The organism is Sphingomonas flavalba (assembly GCF_047553045.1).
GTDB classification, from domain to species: Bacteria; Pseudomonadota; Alphaproteobacteria; order Sphingomonadales; family Sphingomonadaceae; genus Sphingomonas_L; species Sphingomonas_L flavalba_A.
In genome coordinates, this window is sequence record NZ_CP180208.1 from 1,648,892 (window position 1) to 1,672,433 (window position 23,542).

Annotated in this window: 17 protein-coding genes; 6 read left to right on the plus strand and 11 right to left on the minus strand. The window is 69.9% G+C overall.

Translation table 11 applies throughout. The annotated features are described in order from the left end of the window. Positions 1-36 precede the first annotated feature (36 nt). The 3 genes from dnaA to mutM form a co-directional block, all read right to left on the minus strand. Complete coding sequence (dnaA, locus tag ACMT1E_RS07980; RefSeq protein ID WP_414899522.1) at positions 37-1,398, minus strand: chromosomal replication initiator protein DnaA; 1,362 nt, start codon at positions 1,396-1,398, stop codon at positions 37-39. A 387-nt stretch (positions 1,399-1,785) separates the two neighbouring features. Further along, on the minus strand, positions 1,786-2,049 hold the full coding sequence (gene rpsT, locus ACMT1E_RS07985; protein WP_414903334.1) for a 30S ribosomal protein S20: 264 nt from the start codon (positions 2,047-2,049) through the stop codon (positions 1,786-1,788). Positions 2,050-2,549: 500 nt separating this feature from the next. Next, the gene (gene mutM / locus ACMT1E_RS07990) at positions 2,550-3,356 is read right to left on the minus strand and encodes a bifunctional DNA-formamidopyrimidine glycosylase/DNA-(apurinic or apyrimidinic site) lyase (RefSeq protein ID WP_414899524.1); all 807 of its coding nucleotides are present in this window, start codon (positions 3,354-3,356) and stop codon (positions 2,550-2,552) included. Between the two features lie 183 nt (positions 3,357-3,539). Between mutM and ACMT1E_RS07995 the strand changes: the two genes are divergently transcribed. The 4 genes from ACMT1E_RS07995 to ACMT1E_RS08010 all read left to right on the plus strand — a co-directional run bounded on the left by ACMT1E_RS07995 (position 3,540) and on the right by ACMT1E_RS08010 (position 8,042). Further along, complete coding sequence (locus ACMT1E_RS07995; protein ID WP_414899525.1) at positions 3,540-4,271, plus strand: class I SAM-dependent methyltransferase; 732 nt, start codon at positions 3,540-3,542, stop codon at positions 4,269-4,271. Then, the gene (ubiB, locus tag ACMT1E_RS08000) at positions 4,268-5,800 is read left to right on the plus strand and encodes a 2-polyprenylphenol 6-hydroxylase (RefSeq protein WP_414899526.1); all 1,533 of its coding nucleotides are present in this window, start codon (positions 4,268-4,270) and stop codon (positions 5,798-5,800) included. The genes ACMT1E_RS07995 and ubiB overlap by 4 nt, the downstream gene beginning before the upstream one ends. Positions 5,801-5,886: 86 nt before the next feature. Next, a complete protein-coding gene (locus ACMT1E_RS08005; RefSeq protein ID WP_414903336.1) occupies positions 5,887-6,828 on the plus strand; it encodes an aspartate carbamoyltransferase catalytic subunit in 942 nt (313 codons plus the stop codon). Next, complete coding sequence (locus tag ACMT1E_RS08010) at positions 6,825-8,042, plus strand: dihydroorotase (RefSeq protein WP_414899527.1); 1,218 nt, start codon at positions 6,825-6,827, stop codon at positions 8,040-8,042. The genes ACMT1E_RS08005 and ACMT1E_RS08010 overlap by 4 nt, the downstream gene beginning before the upstream one ends. 32 nt (positions 8,043-8,074) lie before the next feature. Here ACMT1E_RS08010 and ACMT1E_RS08015 read toward each other — a convergent pair whose 3' ends face one another. From ACMT1E_RS08015 to ACMT1E_RS08025, 3 genes are read right to left on the minus strand one after another with little or no spacing between them, the layout of a single operon-like run. After that, on the minus strand, positions 8,075-9,550 hold the full coding sequence (locus tag ACMT1E_RS08015) for an SPOR domain-containing protein (protein WP_414899529.1): 1,476 nt from the start codon (positions 9,548-9,550) through the stop codon (positions 8,075-8,077). Between the two features lie 13 nt (positions 9,551-9,563). After that, positions 9,564-10,118 carry a hypothetical protein gene (locus ACMT1E_RS08020; protein ID WP_414899531.1) on the minus strand — a complete coding sequence of 185 codons (555 nt, stop codon included), beginning with the start codon at positions 10,116-10,118 and terminating at the stop codon, positions 9,564-9,566. 14 nt (positions 10,119-10,132) lie between these two features. Next, positions 10,133-10,849, minus strand: a complete 717-nt coding sequence (locus tag ACMT1E_RS08025; RefSeq protein WP_136163693.1) for a ParA family protein — start codon at positions 10,847-10,849, stop codon at positions 10,133-10,135. Positions 10,850-11,028: 179 nt separating this feature from the next. Here ACMT1E_RS08025 and ACMT1E_RS08030 point away from each other — a divergent pair, with 179 nt between their 5' ends. Further along, positions 11,029-12,072 carry an SPOR domain-containing protein gene (locus ACMT1E_RS08030; RefSeq protein ID WP_414899533.1) on the plus strand — a complete coding sequence of 348 codons (1,044 nt, stop codon included), beginning with the start codon at positions 11,029-11,031 and terminating at the stop codon, positions 12,070-12,072. A gap of 68 nt (positions 12,073-12,140) precedes the next feature. Here ACMT1E_RS08030 and secA read toward each other — a convergent pair whose 3' ends face one another. Next, the gene (gene secA / locus ACMT1E_RS08035) at positions 12,141-14,873 is read right to left on the minus strand and encodes a preprotein translocase subunit SecA (protein WP_414899535.1); all 2,733 of its coding nucleotides are present in this window, start codon (positions 14,871-14,873) and stop codon (positions 12,141-12,143) included. Positions 14,874-14,976: 103 nt separating this feature from the next. Then, the gene (locus ACMT1E_RS08040; RefSeq protein ID WP_414899537.1) at positions 14,977-15,258 is read right to left on the minus strand and encodes a hypothetical protein; all 282 of its coding nucleotides are present in this window, start codon (positions 15,256-15,258) and stop codon (positions 14,977-14,979) included. Between the two features lie 128 nt (positions 15,259-15,386). Here ACMT1E_RS08040 and argJ point away from each other — a divergent pair, with 128 nt between their 5' ends. After that, the gene (gene argJ / locus ACMT1E_RS08045; RefSeq protein ID WP_414899538.1) at positions 15,387-16,619 is read left to right on the plus strand and encodes a bifunctional glutamate N-acetyltransferase/amino-acid acetyltransferase ArgJ; all 1,233 of its coding nucleotides are present in this window, start codon (positions 15,387-15,389) and stop codon (positions 16,617-16,619) included. Between the two features lie 91 nt (positions 16,620-16,710). On the opposite strand, the gene trxA is transcribed toward argJ, so the two are convergent. Genes trxA through addB form a run of 3 tightly spaced genes read right to left on the minus strand, consistent with a single transcriptional unit; the run spans position 16,711 to position 23,497 of the window. Continuing rightward, on the minus strand, positions 16,711-17,034 hold the full coding sequence (gene trxA, locus ACMT1E_RS08050; protein WP_414899540.1) for a thioredoxin TrxA: 324 nt from the start codon (positions 17,032-17,034) through the stop codon (positions 16,711-16,713). 57 nt (positions 17,035-17,091) lie between these two features. After that, a complete protein-coding gene (gene addA / locus ACMT1E_RS08055; RefSeq protein ID WP_414899542.1) occupies positions 17,092-20,553 on the minus strand; it encodes a double-strand break repair helicase AddA in 3,462 nt (1,153 codons plus the stop codon). Then, on the minus strand, positions 20,546-23,497 hold the full coding sequence (addB, locus tag ACMT1E_RS08060; RefSeq protein WP_414899543.1) for a double-strand break repair protein AddB: 2,952 nt from the start codon (positions 23,495-23,497) through the stop codon (positions 20,546-20,548). The genes addA and addB overlap by 8 nt, the downstream gene beginning before the upstream one ends. Positions 23,498-23,542 lie beyond the last annotated feature (45 nt).

Sequence of the window (23,542 nt, forward strand, 5' to 3'; positions counted from 1 at the left end):
ATATCTGGTTGAACGAAACGGCTTAGCGCCCGGTCCTCAGCCGCCGAGCTGGCGGATCAGGGAGCGGAGGTCGGCGTCCATATCGGCGTCTTCGGCGCGCATCTTTTCGATCGTCTTGACCGCGTAGATCACCGTCGTGTGGTCTCGCCCGCCGAAGCGGCGGCCGATTTCAGGCAGCGAGCGCGGGGTCAGCCGCTTCGCGAGGTACATCGCGATCTGGCGCGGGCGGGCGACGGCGCGGGCGCGGCGCGCCGACAGCATTTCCGCCTGCCGCATGCCGTAATGGGCCGACACAGCCTTCTGGATGTCGTCGATCGTCACCCGGCGCGCGCTGGCGCTGAGCAGTTCGCCCAGCACTTCCTGCGCGAAAGCGAGGTCGACCGGCCGTTCGTTCAGCGTCGCATAGGCGGACAGGCGGTTGAGCGCCCCTTCCAGCTCACGCACGCTGCTCTGCACGCGGGTGGCGACCAACGCCAGCACCTCGTCCGGGATCGCCGCGCCCGGCATCGCCGCCAGCTTCGCCCGCAGGATGGCGAGGCGTAGCGGCTGACCGGCCGGCTTGATGTCGACGACAAGGCCGCTGCCCAGCCGGGACTGGATGCGCCCTTCCATGCCGTCCAGCGCCTGCGGGCTGCGATCGGCGGTGATCACCACCTGCTTGCCCGAATGCATCAGCTCGTTCAGCGTGTGGAGGAATTCCTCCTGCGTCGAACCCTTGCCGGCGATGAACTGGATATCGTCGATCATCAGCAGATCGGCCGAACGCAGCCGCTGCTTGAAACCGAGCGTGTCGCGATCCCGCATCGCCGCCACGAAATCGACCATGAATTTCTCGGCCGACATGAACAGCACCGTCGCCGACGGATGCCGCTGGCGATGGACGTGGCCGATCGCGTGCAGCAGGTGGGTCTTGCCCTGCCCGGTCGGCGAATGGATGAACAGCGGCGTCGGGGTCAGCGCGCCCTGAGCCAGTGCCAGCGCGGCGTTGCAGGCCACGCGGTTCTCGTCACCGACGACAAAGCGGTCGAAACTGAGGCGCGGATCGAAACCTGCGTCGACTGCCGCCGGCGCAGCCACCGCCACTGGCTCTTCCGCCGCGCTGTAGACACCAAGTGGCTCGTCCGCAGCGACGGTTTCGATGCGGATGTCGCGCACCGCCGGAACAGCGCTGCGCCACGCCAGCCGGATGCGGTCAGCGTAATGAGCGCCAACCCAGTCGGCCATGAACTGCGACGGCAGGCTGAGGCAGACGACGGCACCGTCGTCGCTGGCACTGACGAACGCAATCGGCTTCAGCCAGTGATTGAACAGCCGTGCGCCGCAATCGCGCCGCAGCCCTTCACGGATAGCCGCCCAAGCTGCCTGGTAGATCGCGTCCGAATCGTCACCTTCGCGCATTCCGTCCGTCTTCCCCGCACACCCCGCCTTGGCCCCGCCCGACTGCGCACATGGCACCGCGCCACCGAAAACAATCCCGGTGCGACGCCACGCATGAACTACAGTCAGAACCCGGCCGAGTTCCCAAACGCCGGTGGCCTGTTTCTACGAACGCGAGGACGAGTCGAGCAAGGCCGAGGCTGTCAAAAAAACGAAATAAACTGGTTGACTCAGGAAATCCCACTTTCACGATGATGTTTATCAAGATGTTGAAAAACAACGTATAATCATTACGCCCGTTTCACTGCACCGGCCCGAATCGTGGATAGTCCGTGGGCCACGCCGGACATGAAAAAAGCCCGCCGACAATGCCGACGGGCCTTTCCATCCGAAAGGATGATGCCGGGTTCAGCCGAGAGCGGCGACCCGCTTGCTGAGCCGCGAGAATTTCCGCGACGCGGTATTCTTGTGCAGCACGCCCTTGGCGACGCCACGGGCGAGTTCCGGCTGGACAGCGGCGATCGCAGCAGTGGCGGCGGCCTTGTCACCGGCGTCGAGGGCGCTCTCAACCTTCTTCACGAAGGTGCGAATCCGCGCGACCCGGTTGCCGTTGATGACCTCACGGCGTTCGTTCCGCCGGATACGCTTTTTTGCCTGCGGCGTGTTCGCCATGCCTTCGCAACCTCGATAAAAAATGAAAAGGGGCAGCGGAATCGCTTCCGCGCCCTGGACGGCGGCCCCTTTACCCCCGGTGCGGCCTTCGGTCAACCACGCACGGCATGATGTGGGCCGGCGGATCGGTTCCTCGTCCATCCATGGTGCAGCCCACGGTAACCGGGCGGCCAGACTCGCATAACCGCGACCCCGCCCACCTTCGAGCGCAGTTGCGGGGCCACTGCACCTGCCATCGTGCATCCCTCGACTGCGCTCGGGATGGACGGAGTTATTGTGGTTTGGAAGGAGCAACGCTGGCGGGCTGCCATCGGTATCAATGGTCGCCCCATCGCGACCGAATGTCCACCAACGTCATAGCAACCTCCACACCGTCCATCCCGAGCGTAGTCGAGGGACGCACCCTGCCATCTTGCGTCCCTCGACTACGCTCGGGATGGACGGGTTCGTGTGGGTTTCGGGGGGTGCACCGGCTGACAAGGTAGAACGGAATAAACCTCCTATCGCTGGCAGGTCCGGCACCAGAAGGTGGAGCGGCCAGAATCGACCCGGCGTTCGATCACCCCGCCGCAGCCGCATCGCTCGCCGGCCCGGCCATAGGCGCGCCATTGGCTGGCGAAATAACCAAGCTCTCCATTCGGCCGGGCATAGTCGCGCAATGTCGATCCACCGGCGGCGATCGCCGCTTCCAGCACACCGCGGATCGCCGGGACCAGCGCGGCGACCTCGCGCCGCGTCAGTGTGCCGGCGGGACGCGTGGGCGCGATATGGGCGAGGTGCAGCGCCTCGCACACATAGATATTGCCGAGGCCGGCGACGGTGCGCTGGTCGAGCAGCAGCGCCTTGACCGGGGCGCCGCGCCCGGCGAAGGCCGCCGCCAGATGATCGACGGTCAGCGCGTCGCCCAGCGGTTCCGGCCCGAGCGCGGCGAACGGGGGGTAATCCTCCCCCTCCCCAACCAGATCGACGAAACCGAAGCGGCGGGCGTCGTTCAGCACCAGCCGCCGGCCCGCCTGTGTCTCGATCACCAGATGGTCGTGGGGCAGCAGCTCGTCCGGGTCGATCCGCCAGCGGCCGGACATGCCGAGGTGGAAGACCAGCCGGTCGCCCCGGTCGGTGTCGATCAGCCCATATTTCGCCCGCCGGCCGAGCGCCGTCACCCGCGCCCCGGTCATCCGCTGGCGCAGATCCGGCGGGAACGGGTGGCGCAGACCGGCGCGGCGGGTGCTGAGCGTGGCGATCACCTGACCGTCCAGCGCCGGGCGCAGGCCGCGCACCGTGGTTTCGACTTCGGGAAGCTCCGGCATGGGGTGGATTGTCTCGTTGTGCTTCGGCGTTTGCCGAAGCGATGCCGCACTGGCCCGCTCCCCCACCCGGCCTCCCAGTATGATACTGCCGTTGGGAGGCCGGGTGGGGGAGCGGGCCGCTGCCGCGCTTATTACGCACTTCAGGCTAGAGGCAATGCGGTTTAACCGCTAGGGCTTTCGGCCATGAACGATACCGTCTCCTTCGGCTATACCGACGTCGCGCCCGCTGAGAAGACCAGGCAGGTCGGCGCGGTGTTTTCCAGCGTCGCCGCCCGCTACGACCTGATGAACGACGCGATGTCGGGCGGGCTGCACCGGCTGTGGAAGGACCGCTTCGTCCGCCGGGTGAAGCCGCGCGCCGGCGAATATATCCTCGATATGGCCGGCGGCACCGGCGACATCGCCTTCCGCCTTGCCGCGTCGGGCGCGCAGGTGACGGTGGCCGACATCAACCCGGACATGCTGGCCGTCGGCATCGATCGGGCGGCGAAGCGCGGCATTGACGGGCTGGTGTGGAGCGAGGCGAATGCCGAGGCGCTGACCTTCCCCGACGCCAGCTTCGATGCCTATACGATCGCCTTCGGCATCCGCAACGTTACCCATATCCAGCAGGCGCTGGGCGAGGCGCAACGCGTGCTGAAGCGTGGCGGGCGGTTTTTCTGCCTCGAATTCTCGACCACCCAGTGGCCGGGCTTCGCCGAGGTCTACGATGCCTATTCGCACCGGCTGGTGCCGAAGCTGGGCAAGCTCCTCGCCAATGACGAGGACAGCTATCGCTACCTGATCGAATCGATCAGGCGCTTTCCCGACATGCCGGCGTTCGAGGCGATGATCGCCAAGGCCGGGTTCGTTCGCACCCATGCCGAACCGGTGCTCGGCGGGCTGGTTGCCATTCACAGCGGCTGGAAGATTTGACCGCGCCGATCGTCCACCTCGTCCGCCTGCTGAAATGGGGCCGGACGCTGGCGCGCCACGGCGCGCTGACCGGCATCGAGCGCGACCCGATGACGCCGCCGGCGGTACGCCGCCTTGTCCGTATCGCCCGGTTCGGCGCGCGGGTGCCGGCGCAACCGGCCTATGCCGATGCGTTCCAGGCGATCGGCCCGGCGGCGATCAAGCTGGGCCAGGCGCTGGCCACCCGCCCCGATCTGGTCGGCGAAGCGGCAGCGGCAGACCTGCTGCGCCTGCAGGACGCGCTACCGCCTGTACGGTTCGCCGAGATCCGCGCCGCGATCGAGCAGGCGCTGGGCAAGCCGATCGACGCGCTGTTCCAGTCGATTGAGGAACAGCCGGTCGGCGCAGCGTCGATCGCGCAGGTCCACCGCGCCGTGACCACCGACGGGCGACAGGTGGCGATTAAGGTGCTGCGCCCCGGCGTCGAGGAAGATTTCGCCCGCGCGATCGACACGTACGAATGGGCGGCGGCGCAGGCAGAGGCGCTGGGCGGGGAACTGGCGCGGCTGCGGCCCCGGCTGGTCATCGCCACCTTCCGCCAGTGGACGGCGCGCGAGCTGGACCTGCGGCGCGAGGCGGCGTCGGCGTCGGAACTGGCCGAGGCGATGGTCGCCGAGCCGGGCTACGAGATTCCGGCGATCGACTGGCAGCGCACCGCGCGGCGGGTGATGACGCTGGAATGGATCGACGGGATCAAGCTGTCGCGGCGCGACGACCTGATCGCCGCCGGGCACGACCTGGGCGCCATTGCCGGGCGGCTGGTCCGCGCTTTCCTGCGTCAGGCGATTTCCGAGGGCTTTTTTCACGCCGACATGCATCAGGGCAACCTGCTGGTCCGCGCCGACGGCAGTATCGTCGCTATCGATTTCGGTATCATGGGGCGGATCGACCGGCGGGCGCGGATGTGGCTGGCGGAGATTCTCCACGGCCTGATCACCGGCGATTACGCGCGGGTGGCGGAGATTCATTTCGAGGCCGGCTATGTGCCGCCGCACCACAATCTCGGCGAATTCACCACCGCGCTGCGCGCCGTCGGCGAACCGATCCGCGGCCTGCCGGTCAAGGACATATCGATCGGCAACATGCTTGACGGGTTGTTCGCGATCACCCGCGATTTCGACATGCAGACCCAGCCGCACCTGCTGCTGCTGCAAAAGACGATGGTGATGGTCGAAGGGGTGGCGACCACCCTCGATCCCGATCTGAACATGTGGGAAACCGCCGGGCCGTTCGTAAAGGAATGGATGCGGACCGAACTGGGGCCGGAGGCATTCGTCGCCGACCGCATCGTCAAGGACGTCCGCACCCTCGCCCGGCTGCCCGACCTGATCCGCACCATCGAGGCGCGCTACCCGCCGCCCGGCGGCGCCCCGCCGCCGCCGCCGCTGCCCGAAGTGCAGGTGGTGCGGCTTGGCGGCGGCTGGCGCTATGCGGCGGTCGCGGTCGTCGCGGCGGCGGCCGGGGCGGTAATGATGGCGCTGATCGGCTGACCATTGCGGCACCGGGCGCCGCGCGCTAGGGACGGTTTTCGATGCCATCGACACCCCGCCCTCCCCTCGCGCTTGCCGGCGCGGAGATGTTTCCGCACAGGCACCTATTGGGGATCGGCGAGCTTCAGCCGCACGAGATCGCCTTCCTCCTCGACGAGGCGGAACAGTGGGTGGCGGTCAACCGCGCCGCGACCAAGCATGACGACCGGCTGGCCGGCCTGACCCAGATCAACGCCTTTTTCGAGAATTCGACGCGGACGCTGCTGTCGTTCGAAATCGCCGGCAAGCGGCTCGGCGCCGACACGGTCAACATGCACGTCGCCCAGTCGAGCACCAAGAAGGGCGAGACGCTGATCGACACGGCGAAGACGCTGAACGCGATGCGCGCCGACCTGATCGTCATCCGCCACCAAAGCTCCGGCGCGGTGCAGCTTATTGCCGACAAGGTCGACTGCCCGGTGCTGAACGCCGGGGACGGCCGCCACGAACACCCGACGCAGGGCCTGCTCGACGCGCTGACCATCCGCCGCCGCAAGGGGCGGATTGCCGGGCTGGTCGTCGCGATCTGCGGCGACATCCTTCACAGCCGGGTCGCGCGGTCCAATATTCTGGCGCTGACCGCGCTGGCGGCAGAGGTGCGGCTGATCGGCCCGCCGACCCTGCTGCCGACCGCGATCGAGCGGATGGGCGTCACCTGCTTCACCGATATGGACGCCGGGCTGGACGGTGCCGACGTGGTGATGATGCTGCGGTTGCAGAACGAACGGATGGACGGCGGTTTCATCCCGTCGGCGCGCGAATATCGCCATTTCTGGGGCCTGACCGAACAGCGGCTGGCGCGCGCCGCGCCCGACGTGCTGGTCATGCATCCCGGCCCGATGAACCGGGGCATCGAGATCGACAGCGCGATCGCCGACGATCCGGCGGTGTCGGCGGTGACCGAGCAGGTCGAGATGGGCGTCGCCGTTCGCATGGCTTGCCTCGACGTGCTGACCCGGCGGCGGCGCGGCGTGGAGGGCTGGGCATGATCGGCGGCACGCTGGCGATCATCGGCGGGCATCTGCCGGACGGCCGCGACGGCGGCGTGCTGGTCGAGGCCGGACGGATCACGGCGACCGGCGCCATCGCGGTGCCGGACGGGGTAAGGACGATCGACGCCGCCGGCGCGGTGATCGCCCCCGGCATCGTCGACTTGGGCGTGTTCGCGATCGACAAGACGGCGTTCGCGGCGGGCGGCATCACCCGCGCCGCGCTGATGCCCGATCAGGGGCCGCCGCTCGACGACCCGGCGCTGATCCAGCGCGCGGCGGCGGTCGGGAAGCCCGATGTGTGGATCCACCCGATCGCGGCGGCGACACGCGGGCTTGGCGGCACCGAACTGGCCGAGATCGGCCTGATGCAGGCGGCGGGCGCGGCAGCGGTGGCGACCGGACGGCACTGGATCGCCGATTCCGGCCTGATGCACCGGCTGCTCGCCTATGCGGCGGCGATGGACCTGACCGTCATCGTCCACAGCGAGGACGACCGGCTGGTCGGCCGCGCGGTGGCGACCAGTGGCGAGACGGCGACGCGGCTCGGCCTGCCGAGCGCACCGGCCGCCGCCGAGGCGATCGCCGTCGCCCGCGACCTGGCGCTGGTCGAGGAAACCGGCGCCCGCGTCCATTTCCGCCAGGTGACGACCGCGCGCGGGCTGGAGTTGATCCGCGCGGCGAAGCGCGCCGGCCTGCCGGTCACCGCCGGTATCACCCCGGCCCATCTGCTGCTGTCCGACATCGCGATTACCGGCTTTCGTACCTTCGCCCGCCTGTCGCCGCCGCTGCGCTGCGAGGAGGACCGACAGGCGGCGCTGGCGGCGGTTGCCGACGGCACGATCGACGTCATCGCCAGCGGCCATGACCCGCAGGGGCCGGAGGACAAGCGCCTGCCGTTCGCCGACGCGACGCCGGGTATGGCCGGTGCCGGCACCTTGCTGACGCTGGCGCTGACGCTGGTCCGCGACAGGCTGGTCGACATGACGCGGCTGTTCGACCTGCTCGCCGCCAACCCGGCGCGGATATTGGGGGTGGAAGGCGGCACGCTGACCCCCGGCGCGCCGGGCGACCTGATCCTGTTCGACCCGGAAACACCGTGGCGGATCGAGTCCGAAACGCTGGCCGGCGCCGCCGGCAATACCCCGTTCGACGGTTTGCCGGTGCAGGGCCGGCTGAGCGGAATCATCAAGGGCGGCCAGCCCATCGGCTGACCGCCCCTGAAAACCCCCTGTTTCAGACCAGCTCAGCGCGAAGCGAGCTGTGCCCCCGTATTGCGCCGCGCCCATTGCAACGGCGCGTCGCCAGCGGTGGTGCGGACAAAGCATTTACCCCCCGCGGCGTGCAGTTTCTCGCACAGCGCGACGGCTTCGGCACGGGTTTCAAACCCACCGACCGACAGGCGGTGATAGGTCGAGCCGCTGACGAAGGTGGTGCTGGACGGCACGTATTCGCCAAGCTGGCTGAACCGACGGACGGCGCGGTCCCAGCCCGCCTCCAGCCGCGCGGCGCTGGAAAAGGCACCAAGCTGAACGACATAGCGGCCATTGGCGGAACGCGGCGCGTAGGCGGCACGCTGCACCAGCGGGCGAGCAACCCGCGTCGCCACCTGCGCGGCGGCAATACGCTGCGGCGCATACAGCGCGGCGCGGCTCTGCGGCTGATAGGCGGCGTAGCTGGCGGGCAGCGCCTGAACCACCTCGGCGCGCGGCGCGAAGATGACACCGGCATAAGCGGCCAGCCGGGTGTCCGACACCACCGACGCGGCCGCCACGTCGGCGACGGCCGGATCGGCAGCGGAAAGCGGCGCAGGAGCAGCCACCGCCGCGACCTCTGTCGGGGCGGGCCGTTCCGGCGCGGCCGGGGCCTGCGCCACCGCCAGCGCGGTATCGGCAACGGCGGAAGCCGCCGCGGTGACCGCGACGATCATCGGTGCCGGCTGGGCCTGCGCCAGCATCACCGGCGTTTTCGCGGGCAGCGGCGCGGGGGCCAGCGCCAGCATCGTCGGCTGGCCGCCATCGACCACCGGGTTGATGCCGAGCAGGCTCGCCACCTGATCGGACGCCGCCGTCGGCCGAACGAACTGCGACCACTGGATGATCCGCGCGTCGGCATCCGCCGGCGTCAGGTCATAAGCGGCCATGACGCGCGCTTCCTTCCAGCGCCCGGCCAGCGCGTAGGACAGCGCCAGATTCTGGCGGGTCCGCGCATCGCCGGCGGCGGCGCGAACCGCCGATTCGAGCAGCGCGATCGCCCCCGGCACGTCACCGGCCAGCGCCAGCGCCAGCCCCTGATCGGACGGAGCAAGCAGCGCCGCGTGATCGGCGATCGTCCGCCGGGCAAGATCGGTCTTGCCAAGCGCGGTCTGGACGAGGGCGAGGTTGAGCGCCGCCCGGCCCTGCCCGCCATCCAGCGTCAACGCATCGGCAAAGGCGGTTTCCGCCGACAGCAACCGGCCGGCGGCAAGATAGCCCCGGCCAAGAAGGGTCCGCAGATCGGCATCCCGCGGGCTGGCGGAGACCGCCGCCTCGGCGAAGGCGATCGCCTTGTCCGCGTTCTTGGCGGCCAGTGCCTTTTCGGCGCGGGCGACGCTGCTCTTCACATCGATTCGGCTCGACGCCGTCGCGGCGGTACCGAGCTGGGCAGAGCCGGCGCCAACCGCCGCCACCCCCAGCACGAGGGAAGACAACGCAATCCGCATCGACATGCCCCTGTTGCTCATTTTCGTCGCTCCTTCAGCTGACGCGGCGGGCCGGAACGCGGCCGGCCAGTTCGTCCAGCTCGGGTATGCTGTCGAGCAGCTGGTCGACCGCGTCGGTCACCAGTTGCTGGGCCGAACGGTTATGGACCGCGCAGGCCAGGCGCAGGCGCAAGTGGCGTTCCGCATCAAGCCGCAGGGTAAACGCCGCCTTCTTATGCGGGTTAACCCCCTTGCCCTTGATGCGGACGACCGCCGGGTCGGCGCCGTGGCTGATCGCCATTTTCTTCTTCGGGCGACGCGGCATCGCCACCGGTTCCAGTGCGGCCGCCGTTTCCGGCGGTGATTCCGGCGTGCTGCGCGCGGCCAGTTCCTCGGCCAGTTCGGTGCGCTGGCGGACCACCTGCGGCACCGGCCCGGTCGCAACCGGCTCGGCCGATTCGAAGCCCATGTCGTTCCAGCCCAGATCCTCCGGGTTGCCGGTCATCGGACCGAAGCCGGCGAAGCCCTGCGGACGCATCGCCGGCCGGGCCTGCCCCTTGCGGGCCAGCAGCGAGGAGGACAGCGATGCGAAGGGTTTTGGTTCGCTCACGACCCCGCCCCCCTTCACTGCGCGACCACCCGGCGGCCGAAGCCGTTGACCGGGCGTGGCGCCATGCCGGCACTCAGCACGCCGGGCGCGCTGAACACGGTACGGCGGAAATTCTTTTCGAGCCGGTCGGACACATAGGTCCACAGATCGCGGACCTCGCCGGCAGAACGGCTTTTCGGGTCGACTTCCATCACCGTGCGCCCATCGATCATCGACGCGGCGAAATCGGTGCGGTGGTGCAGCGTCACCGGCGCGACGGTGCCGTGCTGCGACAGGGCAACGGCGGCCTCGCTGGTGATCTTCGCCTTGGGCGTCGCGCCGTTGACCACGAAGATCAGCGGCTTGCCGGCGCGGTCGCACAGGTCGACGGTGGCGCCGACGGCGCGCAGGTCGTGCGGGCTGGGCCGGGTCGGCACGACGATCAGTTCGGCGACGGCGATGACGCTCTGGATCGCCATGGTGATCGCCGGCGGCGTATCGATGACCGCCAGCTTGAACCCCTGCTGGCGCAGCATTTCAAGATCGGCGGCAAGCCGGGCAACCGTGGTCTGGGCAAAGGCGGGATATTCGGCCTCGCGCTCGTTCCACCAGTCGGCAAGCGACCCCTGCGGATCGATGTCGATCAGCACGACCGGCCCGGCCCCAGCAAGCTGGGCCTGGACGGCAAGGTGGCCGGACAAGGTGGTTTTTCCCGATCCGCCCTTCTGCGAAGCCAAGGCCAATACGCGCATCTTTCCCCCTTCGGGTGACAATCCCTCCCCATCGGAATCGCATCGGGACGCTAAAATCCGGTTAATTGCCGCCGGCGACGTCACGGCGGCGCACCCGCTTTTCCGCCAAATTAGCGGAGGCGCGGCCGGGAAAGCCGCGCTATGGTCGCGAAACACGGTTTTCTGGGGGACATGACGGGATGGGTTCCAAGCGCCAGTTGTTCGCCGCCTTGCTGTTCGGCACCGTTGCGGCGGCACCGGCCATGGCCGACGTCAAGGCGGGGGTGGATGCCTGGGAACGCGGCGATTATCCCCGCGCCGTCGCGGAATGGCGCCCGGCGGCGACGGCCGGCGACCCGGACGCGCAGTTCAACCTCGCCCAGGCGTACAAGCTGGGCCGCGGCGTCGCGATGGACCTGAACGCGGCGGAGGGCTGGTACCGCAAGGCGGCGGCACAGGGCCACGCCCAGTCCGAGGACAATCTGGGGCTGGTGCTGTTCCAGAACGGCAAGCGCGAGGAAGCGATGCCGTGGGTCCGCAAATCGGCCGAACGCGGGGAGCCGCGCGCGCAATATGTTCTCGGCACCGCGCTGTTCAACGGCGACCTTGCCGAAAAGGACTGGGTCCGCGCCTATGCGTTGATGAGTCGGTCCTCCGCGCAGGGCATCAGCCAAGCGACGACCAGCCTGGCGCAGATGGACCGGTATATTCCAGGCGACCAGCGCGAGCGCGGCACCGCCCTCGCCCGCGACCTGGAAGCGCGGCAGCACCGCCCCGCCCCACCGGCGGCGCATGCCGCCGCCGACCCGGCCGGGCGCCGCCCGATCCCGATGGCGGCGCCGATCCGCCCGGTCCAGCCGAAGGTGGCGCAAACCGATATTCCGCCGTCGCGCCCCGGCGCCGGATATCCGCCACCAGCCCCAGCTCCGACCACGCCACCGCCGCCGGTCCGCGCGCCGGCCCCAACACCGGTGCCCACGCCCCCCGCTGCCCGCCCACCGGCGCCAGCGGCTGCCGGCGGCTGGCGGGTGCAGCTCGGCGCGTTCGGCAACGCCCAGCGCGCGACCGCGCTGTGGCAACGCGTGTCACGGCTCGACGGCTTTCAGGCGTTGCAGTCGTTCATGATCCCGGCCGGGGCGGTCACCCGGTTGCAGGCCGGTCCGGTTGACGGCAAGGCGGCGGCCGATCGGCTGTGCGCCACCGCCACCGCCGCCGGCCACGCCTGCTTCCCCGTTCGGCCCTGACCGCCTGCGCACCCGCTATTTCAGGCCGCGCAGGGGGTTTTAAACTATAGGGGCACGCGCGTGCCGGCCTACAGCGCGCCGTGGCAGTGCTTGTATTTCTTGCCCGAACCGCACGGGCACGGGGCGTTGCGGCTGACCTTGCCGTCCCAGTCGGCCGGGTCGTCGCCCAGCTCTTCATCGCCGCCCATCCGCACCACCGGCAACGGTGGCAGCCGGGTGGTGACGAAGCCGGAGCCGGCGTCGATGTCGTTGGTGTCGTCCTCGCCGGTCAGCGGGTCGATATGCGACGTGATGAAGTCCGGCATCTGCGGCAGCGGCGGCGGTTCCGCCATGAACTGCGCATGGGCGAGCACGCGGGTGACGTCCTCGCGGATCGCGTCGAGCATCCGCTCGAACAGCGCAAACGCTTCCTTCTTATACTCGTTGATCGGCGTTTTCTGCGCGTAGGCGCGCAGGTGCACGACCTGACGCAGCGCGTCGAGCGTCGACAGATGGTCCTTCCAATGGTGGTCGAGCGACTGGAGCAACACGCTCTTTTCCACCTGGATCCAGCTTTCCTCGCCCAGCAGCGTCTGCTTGCCGTCAATCAGCGTATCGGCGGCGGCGCCGATATGTTCCTGCAGAATGTCGGGCGACACCTCTTCGGCCTGCACCCATTCCTCGATCGGCACGTCGACGCCGAGGACGTCGTGGACCCGCGTCTTCAGCGCGGCGATATCCCACTGTTCCGGGTAGGAATGCGGCGGGCAGGCGGCGGCGACCAGCGCGTTCACCGTCTCCGCCCGCATTTCGCCGACGATCTCGCCAAGCCCGTCCGCGTCCATGATGTCGGACCGCTGCTCGTAAATGACGCGGCGCTGGTCGTTCATCACGTCATCATATTCGACGACCTGTTTGCGAATGTCGTAGTTGCGGGTTTCGACCTTGCGCTGGGCGGTCTCGATCGCCTTGGACAGCCATTTCGAGCCGATCGCCTCGCCATCCGCCAGATTCTTGTTCATCATCCGCGCGAACAGCGTGTCGGAGCCGAACACGCGCAGCAGGTCATCCTCCAGCGACAGGTAGAAACGGCTGAGGCCGGGGTCGCCCTGCCGGCCGGAACGGCCGCGCAGCTGGTTGTCGATACGGCGGCTCTCATGCCGCTCGGTGCCGAGCACGAACAAACCGCCGACCGCCTTCACCTGTTCCTTCTCGGCCTCGATCTCCGCCTTGATCCGTTCGATCCCGGCGGTGCGTTCCGGCCCTTCCGGCATATCGGCCAGTTCCTGTTCGACGCGGAACTCGATATTGCCGCCGAGCTGGATATCGGTGCCGCGCCCGGCCATGTTGGTGGCGATGGTGACCGCGCCCAGCCGGCCGGCCTGCGCCACCAGTTGCGCCTCCATCTCGTGATGGCGGGCGTTCAGCACCTCGTGCTTGACGTTCAGCTTGTGCAGGAATTCGGACAGAAGTTCCGATTTCTCGATCGACACCGTGCCGACCAGAACCGGCTGGCCGCGCGATGAATGTTCCTGGATCGATTTGGCGATGGCGGCGAACTTGTCCTGGGTATTCTTGTAGAATTCGTCTTCCTCATCGACCCGCTGCACCGGCAGGTTGGTCGGGATGGTGACGACGTTCATCTTGTAGATGTCGAAGAATTCAGCCGCCTCGGTCGCCGCGGTGCCGGTCATGCCGGACAGTTTCGGATACATGCGGAAATAATTCTGGAAGGTGATCGAGGCGAGGGTCTGGTTCTCCGGCTCGATATTGACGCCTTCCTTGGCCTCCACCGCCTGGTGCAGGCCGTCGGACCAGCGCCGCCCGTCCATCATCCGCCCGGTGAACTCGTCGATGATGACGACCTTGCCGTCCTTGACGATATAGTCGGTGTCGCGCTTGAACATCGCGTTGGCGCGCAGCGACTGGTTCACATGGTGAACCACCTGGGTATTCTCGAAATCGTAGAGGTTGGCGCCTTCCAGCAGGCCCGCCGCCTCCAGCATCCGCTCGATCTTCTCCGTGCCATCCTCGGTCAGCACGATCGTCTTCATCTTCTCGTCGAGCTCGTAATCCTCCGGGACCACCTGCTTCACCAGCGCGTCGACCTGCATGTACAGTTCCGACTTGTCGTCGGTCGGGCCGGAAATAATCAGCGGGGTCCGCGCTTCGTCGATCAGGATCGAATCGACCTCGTCGACGATCGCGTAGGCGAACGGGCGCTGCACCATCTGCGCGCGCTCATATTTCATGTTGTCGCGCAGATAGTCGAAGCCGAATTCATTGTTGGTGCCGTAGGTGATGTCGCTGCCATAGGCATCGCGCCGCTGCTGGTCGGTCAGGTTCGGGACGATCACGCCGGTGGTCAGGCCCAGAAAGCCGTAGACCTGCGCCATCCATTCCGCGTCGCGGCGGGCGAGATAGTCGTTGACGGTGACGACGTGGACGCCGGTGCCCGGCAACGCGTTCAGATAGGTTGCCAGCGTCGCGACCAGCGTCTTGCCTTCACCGGTCCGCATCTCGGCAATCTCGCCGCGGTGGAGGACGATGCCGCCGATCATCTGCACGTCGTAGTGGCGTTGGCCAAGGATACGCCACGCCGCCTCGCGCACCGTGGCGAACGCTTCCGGCAACAGGTTGTCGAGCGGTTCGCCATTGGCCAACCGTTCGCGGAACAGCGCGGTCTGGTTGGCAAGCCCCGCGTCGTCGAGCGCCTGGATCGACGGCTCCAGCGCATTGATCCTGGTCACAATGCCGCGAAGCGATTTGACGTAACGGTCGTTGGACGACCCGAACAGAGCCTTGGCAATACCGCCGAACATGGGAATTCCTGTCTATTTGCTGGAAAGGCGCCGGCGCCGGCATGGCGCGTCGCCCGGAAATCTGCGGAAAAAAGCCGGCGCCGGGCCGGCCGGGATGCGGCGGCTAGACCTGCCGGCGCTCGCCGATCAGCCGCGAATTGCGCAGCGACGGGGTCAGGGCCGGCAACGCCGCCACCGGCGCGCGCAGCGCACCCAGCCGGAAAACCGGCGTGAACGCCACGTCGGGGCGCAAGGCGACGGCGGCAACGGCGGCGGCATCGGCCAGCGCGGCGGCCGGCGAACCCGCCGCGCTCCGTTCCACGCGCACGGTATCCGCCGGGTGCTCGCCGGAGACGACCCCGGTCAGACCCGCCAGCAGCGCGGAAATGAAAAGCAGCAGTTCCAAACGATCCATCCTGCCAATGTCGCGCGCCCGACATAGGTGCTGACGGCGCATTCGTCTAATCAAAAGGCACGCCGGCAGGCGCGCTGCCGGCATTGATCCTGCCGACAGGGCTTTTATAGCGGCCGACCATGAACGAACCGATAGTGTCGCCGCTGGCCCCCGCCGCCTTCCCCGCCCTGCCCCCCGTCGCCGGCGCGACGGCGCGCGTCGCCCGCGCCCGTTACAAGGCGTGGGACCGCTGCGATCTGACCTTCATCACCCTAGACCCCGGCACCGCCGTTGCCGGCGTGCTGACCCAAAGCCGCTGCCCGTCGCCGGAGGTGGAATGGTGCCGCGCCGCCCTGCCGCAGGGCCGTGCGCGGGCGCTGGTCGTCAACGCCGGCAATTCCAACGCCTTCACCGGCCATCGCGGTCGCGCGGCGGTGGAAGCGATCGCGGCGCGCGCCGCCGCCCATCTCGGCTGCCGGGCGGACGAGGTATTCGTCGCCTCGACCGGGGTGATCGGCGTACCGCTGCCGATCGACAAGGCGGAGGCCGGGCTGGACGCCGCCTTCGCCGCGCCGCCATGCGGCTGGGAAGACGCCGCCGCGACGATCATGACCACCGACACCTTCACCAAGGGCGCGGTGGCGACGGCGCTGGTCGGCGGGCAGACGGTGACGATCGCCGGCATAGTCAAGGGATCGGGGATGATCGCGCCGGACATGGCGACGATGCTCGGCTTCATCTTCACCGACGCGGCGGTCGCGCCCGGCTTTCTCCAGCAGATGCTGACCGACGCCAACACCCGCAGCTTTTCGTGCATCACCGTCGATGGCGACACGTCGACGTCGGACACGGTTCTTGCCTTCGCCACCGGCAAGGCGGGCAACCCGACGCTCACCGCCGCCAGCGACCCCGGCGCCGACGCATTTCAGGCGGCGCTGTCGCAGGTCTGCCTGGAGCTGGCGCAGCTTGTCGTCCGCGACGGCGAAGGCGCGTCGAAATTCATCGAGGTGGCGGTGACCGGCGCCGAAACCGACGTCAGCGCTCACCGCATCGCCCTGTCGATCGCCAATTCGCCGCTGGTCAAGACCGCGGTCGCCGGCGAGGATGCCAATTGGGGCCGGGTGGTGATGGCGGTTGGCAAGGCCGGCGAGCCGGCGGAGCGCGACCGGCTGGCGATCCGCTTCGGCGCCACGCAGGTCGCGCGCGGCGGGCTGGCGATCGAGGGTTATGACGAAGCGCCGGTCGCCGCCCATCTGAAGGGCAAGGAGATCGAGATCGGCGTCGATCTGGGGCTGGGCGAAGGTCGCGCGACCGTGTGGACCTGCGACCTGACCCACGGCTACATCGCGATCAACGCCGATTACCGGAGCTGATCGCGATTTCATAAATTACACCAACAAATGCCGGTAACGTCCTGTTTTATATAACAGCAGCGCCGACATTCGTTAGCACGCTGTCGATGAATTAAGCCAGTTCGCTTTCAAGCCAGCCCTTTAGCTGGCTCTTCGGCGCCGCGCCGACCTTGGTCGCCGCCGGGGTGCCGTTCTTGAACAGGATCATCGTCGGAATGCCGCGCACGCCGTATTTCGCCGGGGCGTCGGGATTGTCGTCGATGTTGATCTTGGCGATCGTCACCTTGCCGCCCAGTTCATCCGAAATCTCTTCGAGCGACGGGCCGATCATCCGGCACGGCGCGCACCATTCCGCCCAGAAATCGACAAGAACCGGGCCTTCCGCCGCAATCACATCATCGTGAAAGCTGCTGTCGGTGATCGCCTTGGTGGCCATATGCTCGCACTCCAATCAGGGGTTCGCCGGCAGAAATAGGGATGCACCGCCCGATGCTCAAGCGCCTTCGTCCAAGCTTTGCTGATCCGCCGCCAAGCCCGGCTTGTGGTGGGCGAGCAGCGCGGCGTCGAGCGGCAGCAATCGTGGCCCGGCGGTGTAGAGCAAAGCCGCTTCGACCGGCCGGTCGGGAAAGATGACGCGCAGCGCCGCCGCATAGCCGCCCATCTGCTTCAGGTGATAATCAGGCACTTCGTCAATGTTACGCGGCACCTGGCGGCCAGTCTTGAAATCGACAATCAGCACCCGTTCCGGCGTGACCAGCAGCCGGTCGACTGTACCGGCGACCACCTGGGTGCCGACCACGGCGGCGATCGGCGCTTCGGCCAGCGCATCCGGCCCGAAGATATCGGCGAAGCCCGGCGCCTCGATCACCGCCAGCGCCGCATCGGCAATCGCCCGCCGCTCGGCGGCCTCGGCAATGCCGCCGGTCGCGGCCAGCCAGGCATCAGCCGCCGCCCGCCGATCCGCCGCCGCCACCCCCGGCAGCCGCTCGAACAGCGCATGGAGCAACCGCCCGCGTTCGGCGGCGCGGCGCAGCGCCGGGGTCGCCGGCGGATCGGCGACCTGATCGTCGCCCAGCGCGGACGGCGCCAGCGGCCGCGACGGCCGCTCCTCCTGCGGCGCGGGCTGGTGCAGCCAGTCCGGCACCGCGACCGGCGACGCCGCCCCCGCTGCCGCCGCCCGCGCCCGCGCGACCGGGCGCGCCGGTTCCGATCCGGTGAAATGCAGAGCGCTGCCCCAGTCGGGATCGGCAACCGCCTCGACACCCAGCGCGGTCAGCGCGCGTTCCGCCGCCGCGTGCCAGCTGTCCGGCGCGGCGACGCCCCTGGCGCGCGGGCCGAGCGCCCCCCCGATCACCAGCCGCTCTTCCGCCCGCGTCATCGCGACATAGAGCAGCCGCCAATGCTCCTGCAGCTCGCGCCGCTCGGTCTCGGCGATCAATTCGGCGAGCGACCCCGCCGCTTCCGCCTTGCGCGGGCGGATGATCGGCACCGGCGCCCCGGCCGGCTCGAGCGGCCAGGCGAGCGCCCGCGCCGGGCTGTTCGCCGGATCGACCGTCGCGTCGGCGAGGATGACCAGCGGCGCCTGCAACCCCTTGGCGCCGTGCACCGTCATCACCCGGACGGCGCCGTGCGGCTTCGACGGATCGCGGACGATCTCGACATCGCCACGGTCGAACCAGTCGACGAAGCGTTGCAGCGACGGCGCCGCCTCCGCCTCGAAACGCAGCGCCGCGTTCAGCAGCTCATCGATCGGGTCGCGCGCCTCCGCGCCCAGCCGGCGCAGCAGCTTGCGCCGCCCGTCGAGCGCGCCGGACAGCAATTGTTCGAAAAACTGGTAGGGGGTGACGAGGTCGGCGGCGGCGAGGATCGCCCGCAGCGCGGCCAGCGTGTCGTCGATGCCGCCCCGCCGGCGCAGATGCGCCCACAGCCCATGCCCTTCCTCCCGATAACCGTGGGCGAACAGGTCGTCCTGAGTCCAGCCGATCAGCGGCGAAACGAGCAGCGCCGCCAGCGTCAGGTCGTCCTGCGGCTGCAACGCGAAGCGGGCGGCGGCGAGCAGATCCTGCACCGCCAGCGGCTGGCCCAGCATCAGCCGGTCGATGCCGGCAACCGGCACCCCTTCGGCATGCAGCCGCGCGACGATCAGCGACGCCAGGTCGCCGCGCCGGCGGACAAGGATCAGCACATCCTCCGCCGCCAGCGGCCGCCCCTTGCTCTCCAGCCACAGCGGCGCGTCGAGCCAGCGGCGGACCTGCGCGGCGATGCCGCCAGCCAGCCGGCGCGTCGCGGTGTTGACCCAGCCTTCCTCGCCCTCCGCTTCGCCCGCATCCTCCGCCTCGGCCGAGACCGGCGCGAGCAGCGTCACCGCCCCCGGCCCGGGAACCGCGCTCAGATGCGGTTCGGCGACCAGATCCTCACCCAGCGCATCGGCACCGACCTCGGCGATCACCGCGTCGACCGCCGCCAGCACCGGCGCGGTAGAGCGGAAGGAGCGGGTCAGCGACAGGTCGCGCAGGCCCTGCCCTATCCCTTCATCCACCTCCGCCTGCGCCAGCCGGGCGAAGCGCAGCCGGGCGGCGGCGAAGAACAACGGATCGGTGCCCTGAAAGCCGAAGATCGCCTGCTTGTAGTCGCCGACCGAGAACAGCGTCCGCAGCCGGTCGCCCCGCGCGCCTTCCCCGGCGAAGAATTCGTCGGCCAGCGCGCCGACGATCGCCCATTGGCGGGCGTTGGTGTCCTGCGCCTCGTCGATCAGGATATGGTCGGTCGCCTGATCCAGCTTGTAGCGAATCCAGTCGCCCATCCCCGGCGTGCCGAGCAGGCGGACGACGCGGCGGATCAGGTCGTCGAAGTCGACGCGGCCGCCCGCGCGCTTCGCCTCGGCATAGGCGGCGGCGAAACGGCGCCCGGCCTCCAGCCCGGCGGCGAACAGGTCGGCCAGCTCGGCGCGGGCGCGCAGTGCGAGCAACTCGCCTGCCGCCTCGCTCACCCGCATCGCCGCTTCCGCATAGCCGGGGTCGTGCTCGATCAACCGGGGAGAAATCTTGCGCGGGCTTCCGGCGGCGGTGAAGGCGATGGCGACGATGCCGTCGAGCGCCGCTGCCCGCCCCGGCGGATCGGCGGCGAGCCAGGCGGCGATGCGGTCGGCGGTGTCCAGCCCGGTCTTGCTCGCCCAGGCGGCGTTGGCCGCCGCGACGGCACGCAGCGCGCCGGTGTCGAACGCGCCGTCTGCACAGCCCTCGATGATCGCCACCTCGACATCGCCTTCCGGCACCGCGAATGCCCGGCGCAGCGCCGGGGCGAGCGCGGCGGGCAGCGCCGCCATTTCCTCCGGCGCGCGGGCGCAGCGCATCAGGTAACCCTCCGCCCCGCCCTCGCCCAGCCGGATGCTCAGCCGCTGCAACGCGCCGATCAGCACGCCGTCGCCCGCCGCCTCCGCCTGCGTCACCAGCGCGGCAAGCACGGAGCGGGCAAGCACCGCCTCCTCGCGCGCCTCCATCGGACGGAAACCGGGGATCAGCCCGGCCTCGACCGGAAAACCGGCGAGCAGCGTCTGGCAGAAGGCGTGGATGGTCTGGATGCGCAGGCCGCCGCCGGCCGCGTCCAGCACCCGCGCGAACAGGGTCCGCGCGCGTTTCAGCACCGCCGGGTCGTCATGCGGCTCGTCGAGCGCGAACAGCTCCTTTTTCAGCGCCGGTTCGTCCAGCCGGACCCAACCGGCCAGCCGCGCATGGATCCGGTCTGCCATCTCGGCCGCGCCCGCTTTAGTGAAGGTCAGGCACAGCAGGGTCGAGGGGTCGAAACCGGGGCGCAGCAGCAGGCGCAGCACCCGCGCCATCAGCACCTGCGTTTTGCCGGTCCCCGCCGACGCCGACAGCCAGACATGTGCGTCCGGCGCGGCGGCGGCGATCTGTTCCGGGTTCAACCGGTCGAGGGGCCTGAAACCGTCAGCCATCGCGCCCGTACCATTCGTCTAGCCGCATCAGCTGATCGTAATCGGTGTAGGGCGCGTGTTCCGGGCTGAGCTTAGCGACAAACGGCGCGTCCCCGGTCAGCCAGCGTTCGGCGGCGGCGGCGAAGATATCGGCGGCGTGGCGGGTGAAGTCTGCGGTGACGATCCGGTCGCGGGCGCCCGCCGGGTCGACCGGGCTGGCGACATGGCCGAAACCGCCGTCGCGCCCGCGCGCCAGCGACCAATATTCGAAACCCGCCGCCGTCCCTTCGATCTCACCGAACCCGCCGCGTTCGGCGATCAGGCCGAGCAGGCCAAGCTGCTGGGCATAGCCGGCGGCGACCTGCTTCGCGCTCGGCGGCATGCCGGTCTTGTAGTCGACGATGACCAGCCCGCCGTCGGCCAGCCGGTCGATGCGGTCGGCACGGCCACCCAGCGTCACCCCGGCGACATCCGCCTGCCCCCATTGCTCGGCGATCAGCGGGCGGCGCCCCTCCGCCAGCCCGGCGGCAAGCTGCGCCGCAATCCAGTCGATCGCCTCCAGCAGGCGCGGCGCCCACAGCGCGCGCAGCATCGGGTGGGCATCGGCCCGGCGCAGCATCGCCTCGGCGCGGGGGCGCAGCCGGGCCGGGTCCCAGCCATCCTTCTTGGCCCAGCCTTCGAGCACGGCATGGACGGCGGTGCCCCGCCAGGCGGCGGTCGGGTCGGCATCGATCGGGTCGAGCGGCGCCAGCCGCAGCACCGCGCGGGCGTAGAAGGCGAACGGATCGGCCTTCAGCCGGTCGACATCGGTGACAGCGATCTTGCGTGGCCGTGCGGCCGATGGTGGCGCCGGCGCCGGGCGCCCGGCGGGCCGATGCTCGCCGGGCTCGTCGATCGCATGGGCCAGCGCCGCCAGCGCGGTGTCGCGCGCCATGCCGCCGCTCATCGCCTCCAGCCGCAGCCACAGGCGCGACGCGACCGCCGGCGCCGACGCATCGCGCCGGGCACGGGTGATCAGCACCCGTGGCGCGCCGAGCGCGCTGGCGAAATCATGCGCGGCAAGACCGATCCGCCGTTCCAGCCCCGGCAGGTCGAGCGCGCGGCGGATGCGCGGCGCCAGCCAGGGATCGGGCGCCGCCAGCGCCGGCCATGTCCCCTCGTTCAGCCCGCCGAGGACCATCAGGTCCGCCTGCTGCAACCGCGCCTCGATCAACCCCCAGATGAAGATGCGCGGGTGCCCGCCCTGCGGCGGCCGCACCGCGACGCTGTCGGCAAGCTGGCGGATCAGCGCCGGCAACCCATCGATCCGCGCGTCGGCCGGGCCAGAGTCTGCATGGGCCTCCAGTTCCGCGACCAGTTCCGCCGCCGCACGGCCGGACGGGCGCGCCCAGGCAGCGTCCCCGGCCAGCGCCGTCGCCGCCTCGCGCAGCGCCGCGATCAGCGCGGCGAGCGTGCCGGCGCCGCGCGCCGCCGCCAGCGGTTCCAGCAGCGGGCGAATATCCCGCCACACCACCTCGGCCGGGGCGCGGTGGCGGCGCTCGCGCCGGTCGCCGGCGGCCAGGAAAGCGGTGATCCCGTCCAGCCCCGGCGGCGGGCGCGGCCCACGCAGCGCCCGGTCGATCAGCCGGATCGCGTCGAGCCAGGCCAGCCGCTCCGCCCCCTGCCGGACCAGCGGGTGCTTCAACAGGGTCAGCAGCGCGACCGGCGCGAAATCCTCCGCCGCCGCCTCGGCCAGCGCGGTCAGCAGCGTGCCGGGCGGCAGGGCGGACAGCGGCTGGCCGGCGCTGTCGTCCGCCGCGATGCCCCAGCGGCGCAGATGGGCGGAGACGCGCGTCGCCAGCGCCCGGTCCGGCGTCACCAGCGCGGCGGTCCGCCCCGGCTCCTCCACCGCGCGGCGCAGCGCGATGGCGATCGCCTGCGCCTCCTCCGCCGGCGTCGCCAGTTCCAGCGCGGTGACGCCGGCCAGACTGCGCTGGTCCGCGTCGAGCGCCGCCCAACCGGCGGTGCTGTCCGGCGGCGCCAGCGCATTGGAAATCGCCCGGCTGCGCGCCGCCGGCGCATCATGCCCGCCGCCCCAGCGCCAGCGCTCCACCTCCGCGCGGTTGATCCCCATCCGTTCGAGCAGCAGCTTCAGGTGGAATTGCGGGTGGGTCTCGATCGGCCGGGGCGACAGGCCGGTCACCGGGTCCGGTTGATGCGGGCCAATCGCCTGCCAGTCCGCCTCCGCCATCGTCTGGTCCAGCCCGGCGAACACCACCATGCCGCCCGGCATCCGGGCGACGACGCGCAGCAGCCCGGCGACGGCGGGCGCGCTCGTCGCGATCCCGGCGGCGACAACGAAACCACCGGCAACGCCCTCCGCCGCCCAGCGCGCAGCGACCCGGTCGAGCAGCCGGTTGCGCCGGTCCGCGAGGTCGATCCGCCCCGCCTCCACCAGTTCGCGCGGCCACAGGTCGAGGATCACCCGAAGCTGGTCGAGCGACAGCTGCCAGTGGGCGGAAAGTTCGGCGGCGACCGGCAGGTCGCGCAGCCGGTGCGGAGCCACCCGCTCGACATGCAACTGGTCGAGGGTGCGGCCCAGTTCGTCGGCCAGCCGCAGCGCCTCTGCCGCGTCGACCGGCTGGCCGGCCCTCCGCCGTTCCGCCTGCACCAGCCGCGCCAGCCGCATCCGCCGCGCCATCGGCGCGATCGCCGGCGGCAGCGGTTCGGCGCCGATCGGGTCGAGCGCGCTGCCCAGATGTTCATCGAGTTCCGGGTCGCCGACCGGCACCAACCGGGGCAGCAGCAGCCCGCCCCCGGCGCGGCGGACGAACGCATCGGTCACCGCCCGCACCGCGCGGTTGGTCGGCAACAGCACCACGCCGCGCGCCATCGCCAGCCGCTCCGGAAACCGCGCCAGCAGCCCGGCGGCAAGCGCATCGGCAAAGGCGCGGTGGGGCGGAATCGTAAAGACGGCGGGCGACACCGGCGGAGCCTAGACCCTGCCCGGCCCAGATTGAAGCATCATCGC

Bases quoted from the DNA above. Each gene is read 5' to 3' on its own strand.
- ACMT1E_RS08015 (WP_414899529.1), bottom strand. From the start codon at position 9,550: ATGAGCAACAGGGGCATGTCGATGCGGATTGCGTTGTCTTCCCTCGTG.
- ACMT1E_RS07995 (WP_414899525.1), top strand. From the start codon at position 3,540: ATGAACGATACCGTCTCCTTCGGCTATACCGACGTCGCGCCCGCTGAG.
- mutM (WP_414899524.1), bottom strand. From the start codon at position 3,356: ATGCCGGAGCTTCCCGAAGTCGAAACCACGGTGCGCGGCCTGCGCCCG.
- dnaA (WP_414899522.1), bottom strand. From the start codon at position 1,398: ATGCGCGAAGGTGACGATTCGGACGCGATCTACCAGGCAGCTTGGGCG.
- ACMT1E_RS08025 (WP_136163693.1), bottom strand. From the start codon at position 10,849: ATGCGCGTATTGGCCTTGGCTTCGCAGAAGGGCGGATCGGGAAAAACC.
- argJ (WP_414899538.1), top strand. From the start codon at position 15,387: ATGAACGAACCGATAGTGTCGCCGCTGGCCCCCGCCGCCTTCCCCGCC.
- ACMT1E_RS08010 (WP_414899527.1), top strand. From the start codon at position 6,825: ATGATCGGCGGCACGCTGGCGATCATCGGCGGGCATCTGCCGGACGGC.
- trxA (WP_414899540.1), bottom strand. From the start codon at position 17,034: ATGGCCACCAAGGCGATCACCGACAGCAGCTTTCACGATGATGTGATT.
- ACMT1E_RS08005 (WP_414903336.1), top strand. From the start codon at position 5,887: ATGTTTCCGCACAGGCACCTATTGGGGATCGGCGAGCTTCAGCCGCAC.
- rpsT (WP_414903334.1), bottom strand. From the start codon at position 2,049: ATGGCGAACACGCCGCAGGCAAAAAAGCGTATCCGGCGGAACGAACGC.
- secA (WP_414899535.1), bottom strand. From the start codon at position 14,873: ATGTTCGGCGGTATTGCCAAGGCTCTGTTCGGGTCGTCCAACGACCGT.
- ACMT1E_RS08030 (WP_414899533.1), top strand. From the start codon at position 11,029: ATGGGTTCCAAGCGCCAGTTGTTCGCCGCCTTGCTGTTCGGCACCGTT.
- addA (WP_414899542.1), bottom strand. From the start codon at position 20,553: ATGGCTGACGGTTTCAGGCCCCTCGACCGGTTGAACCCGGAACAGATC.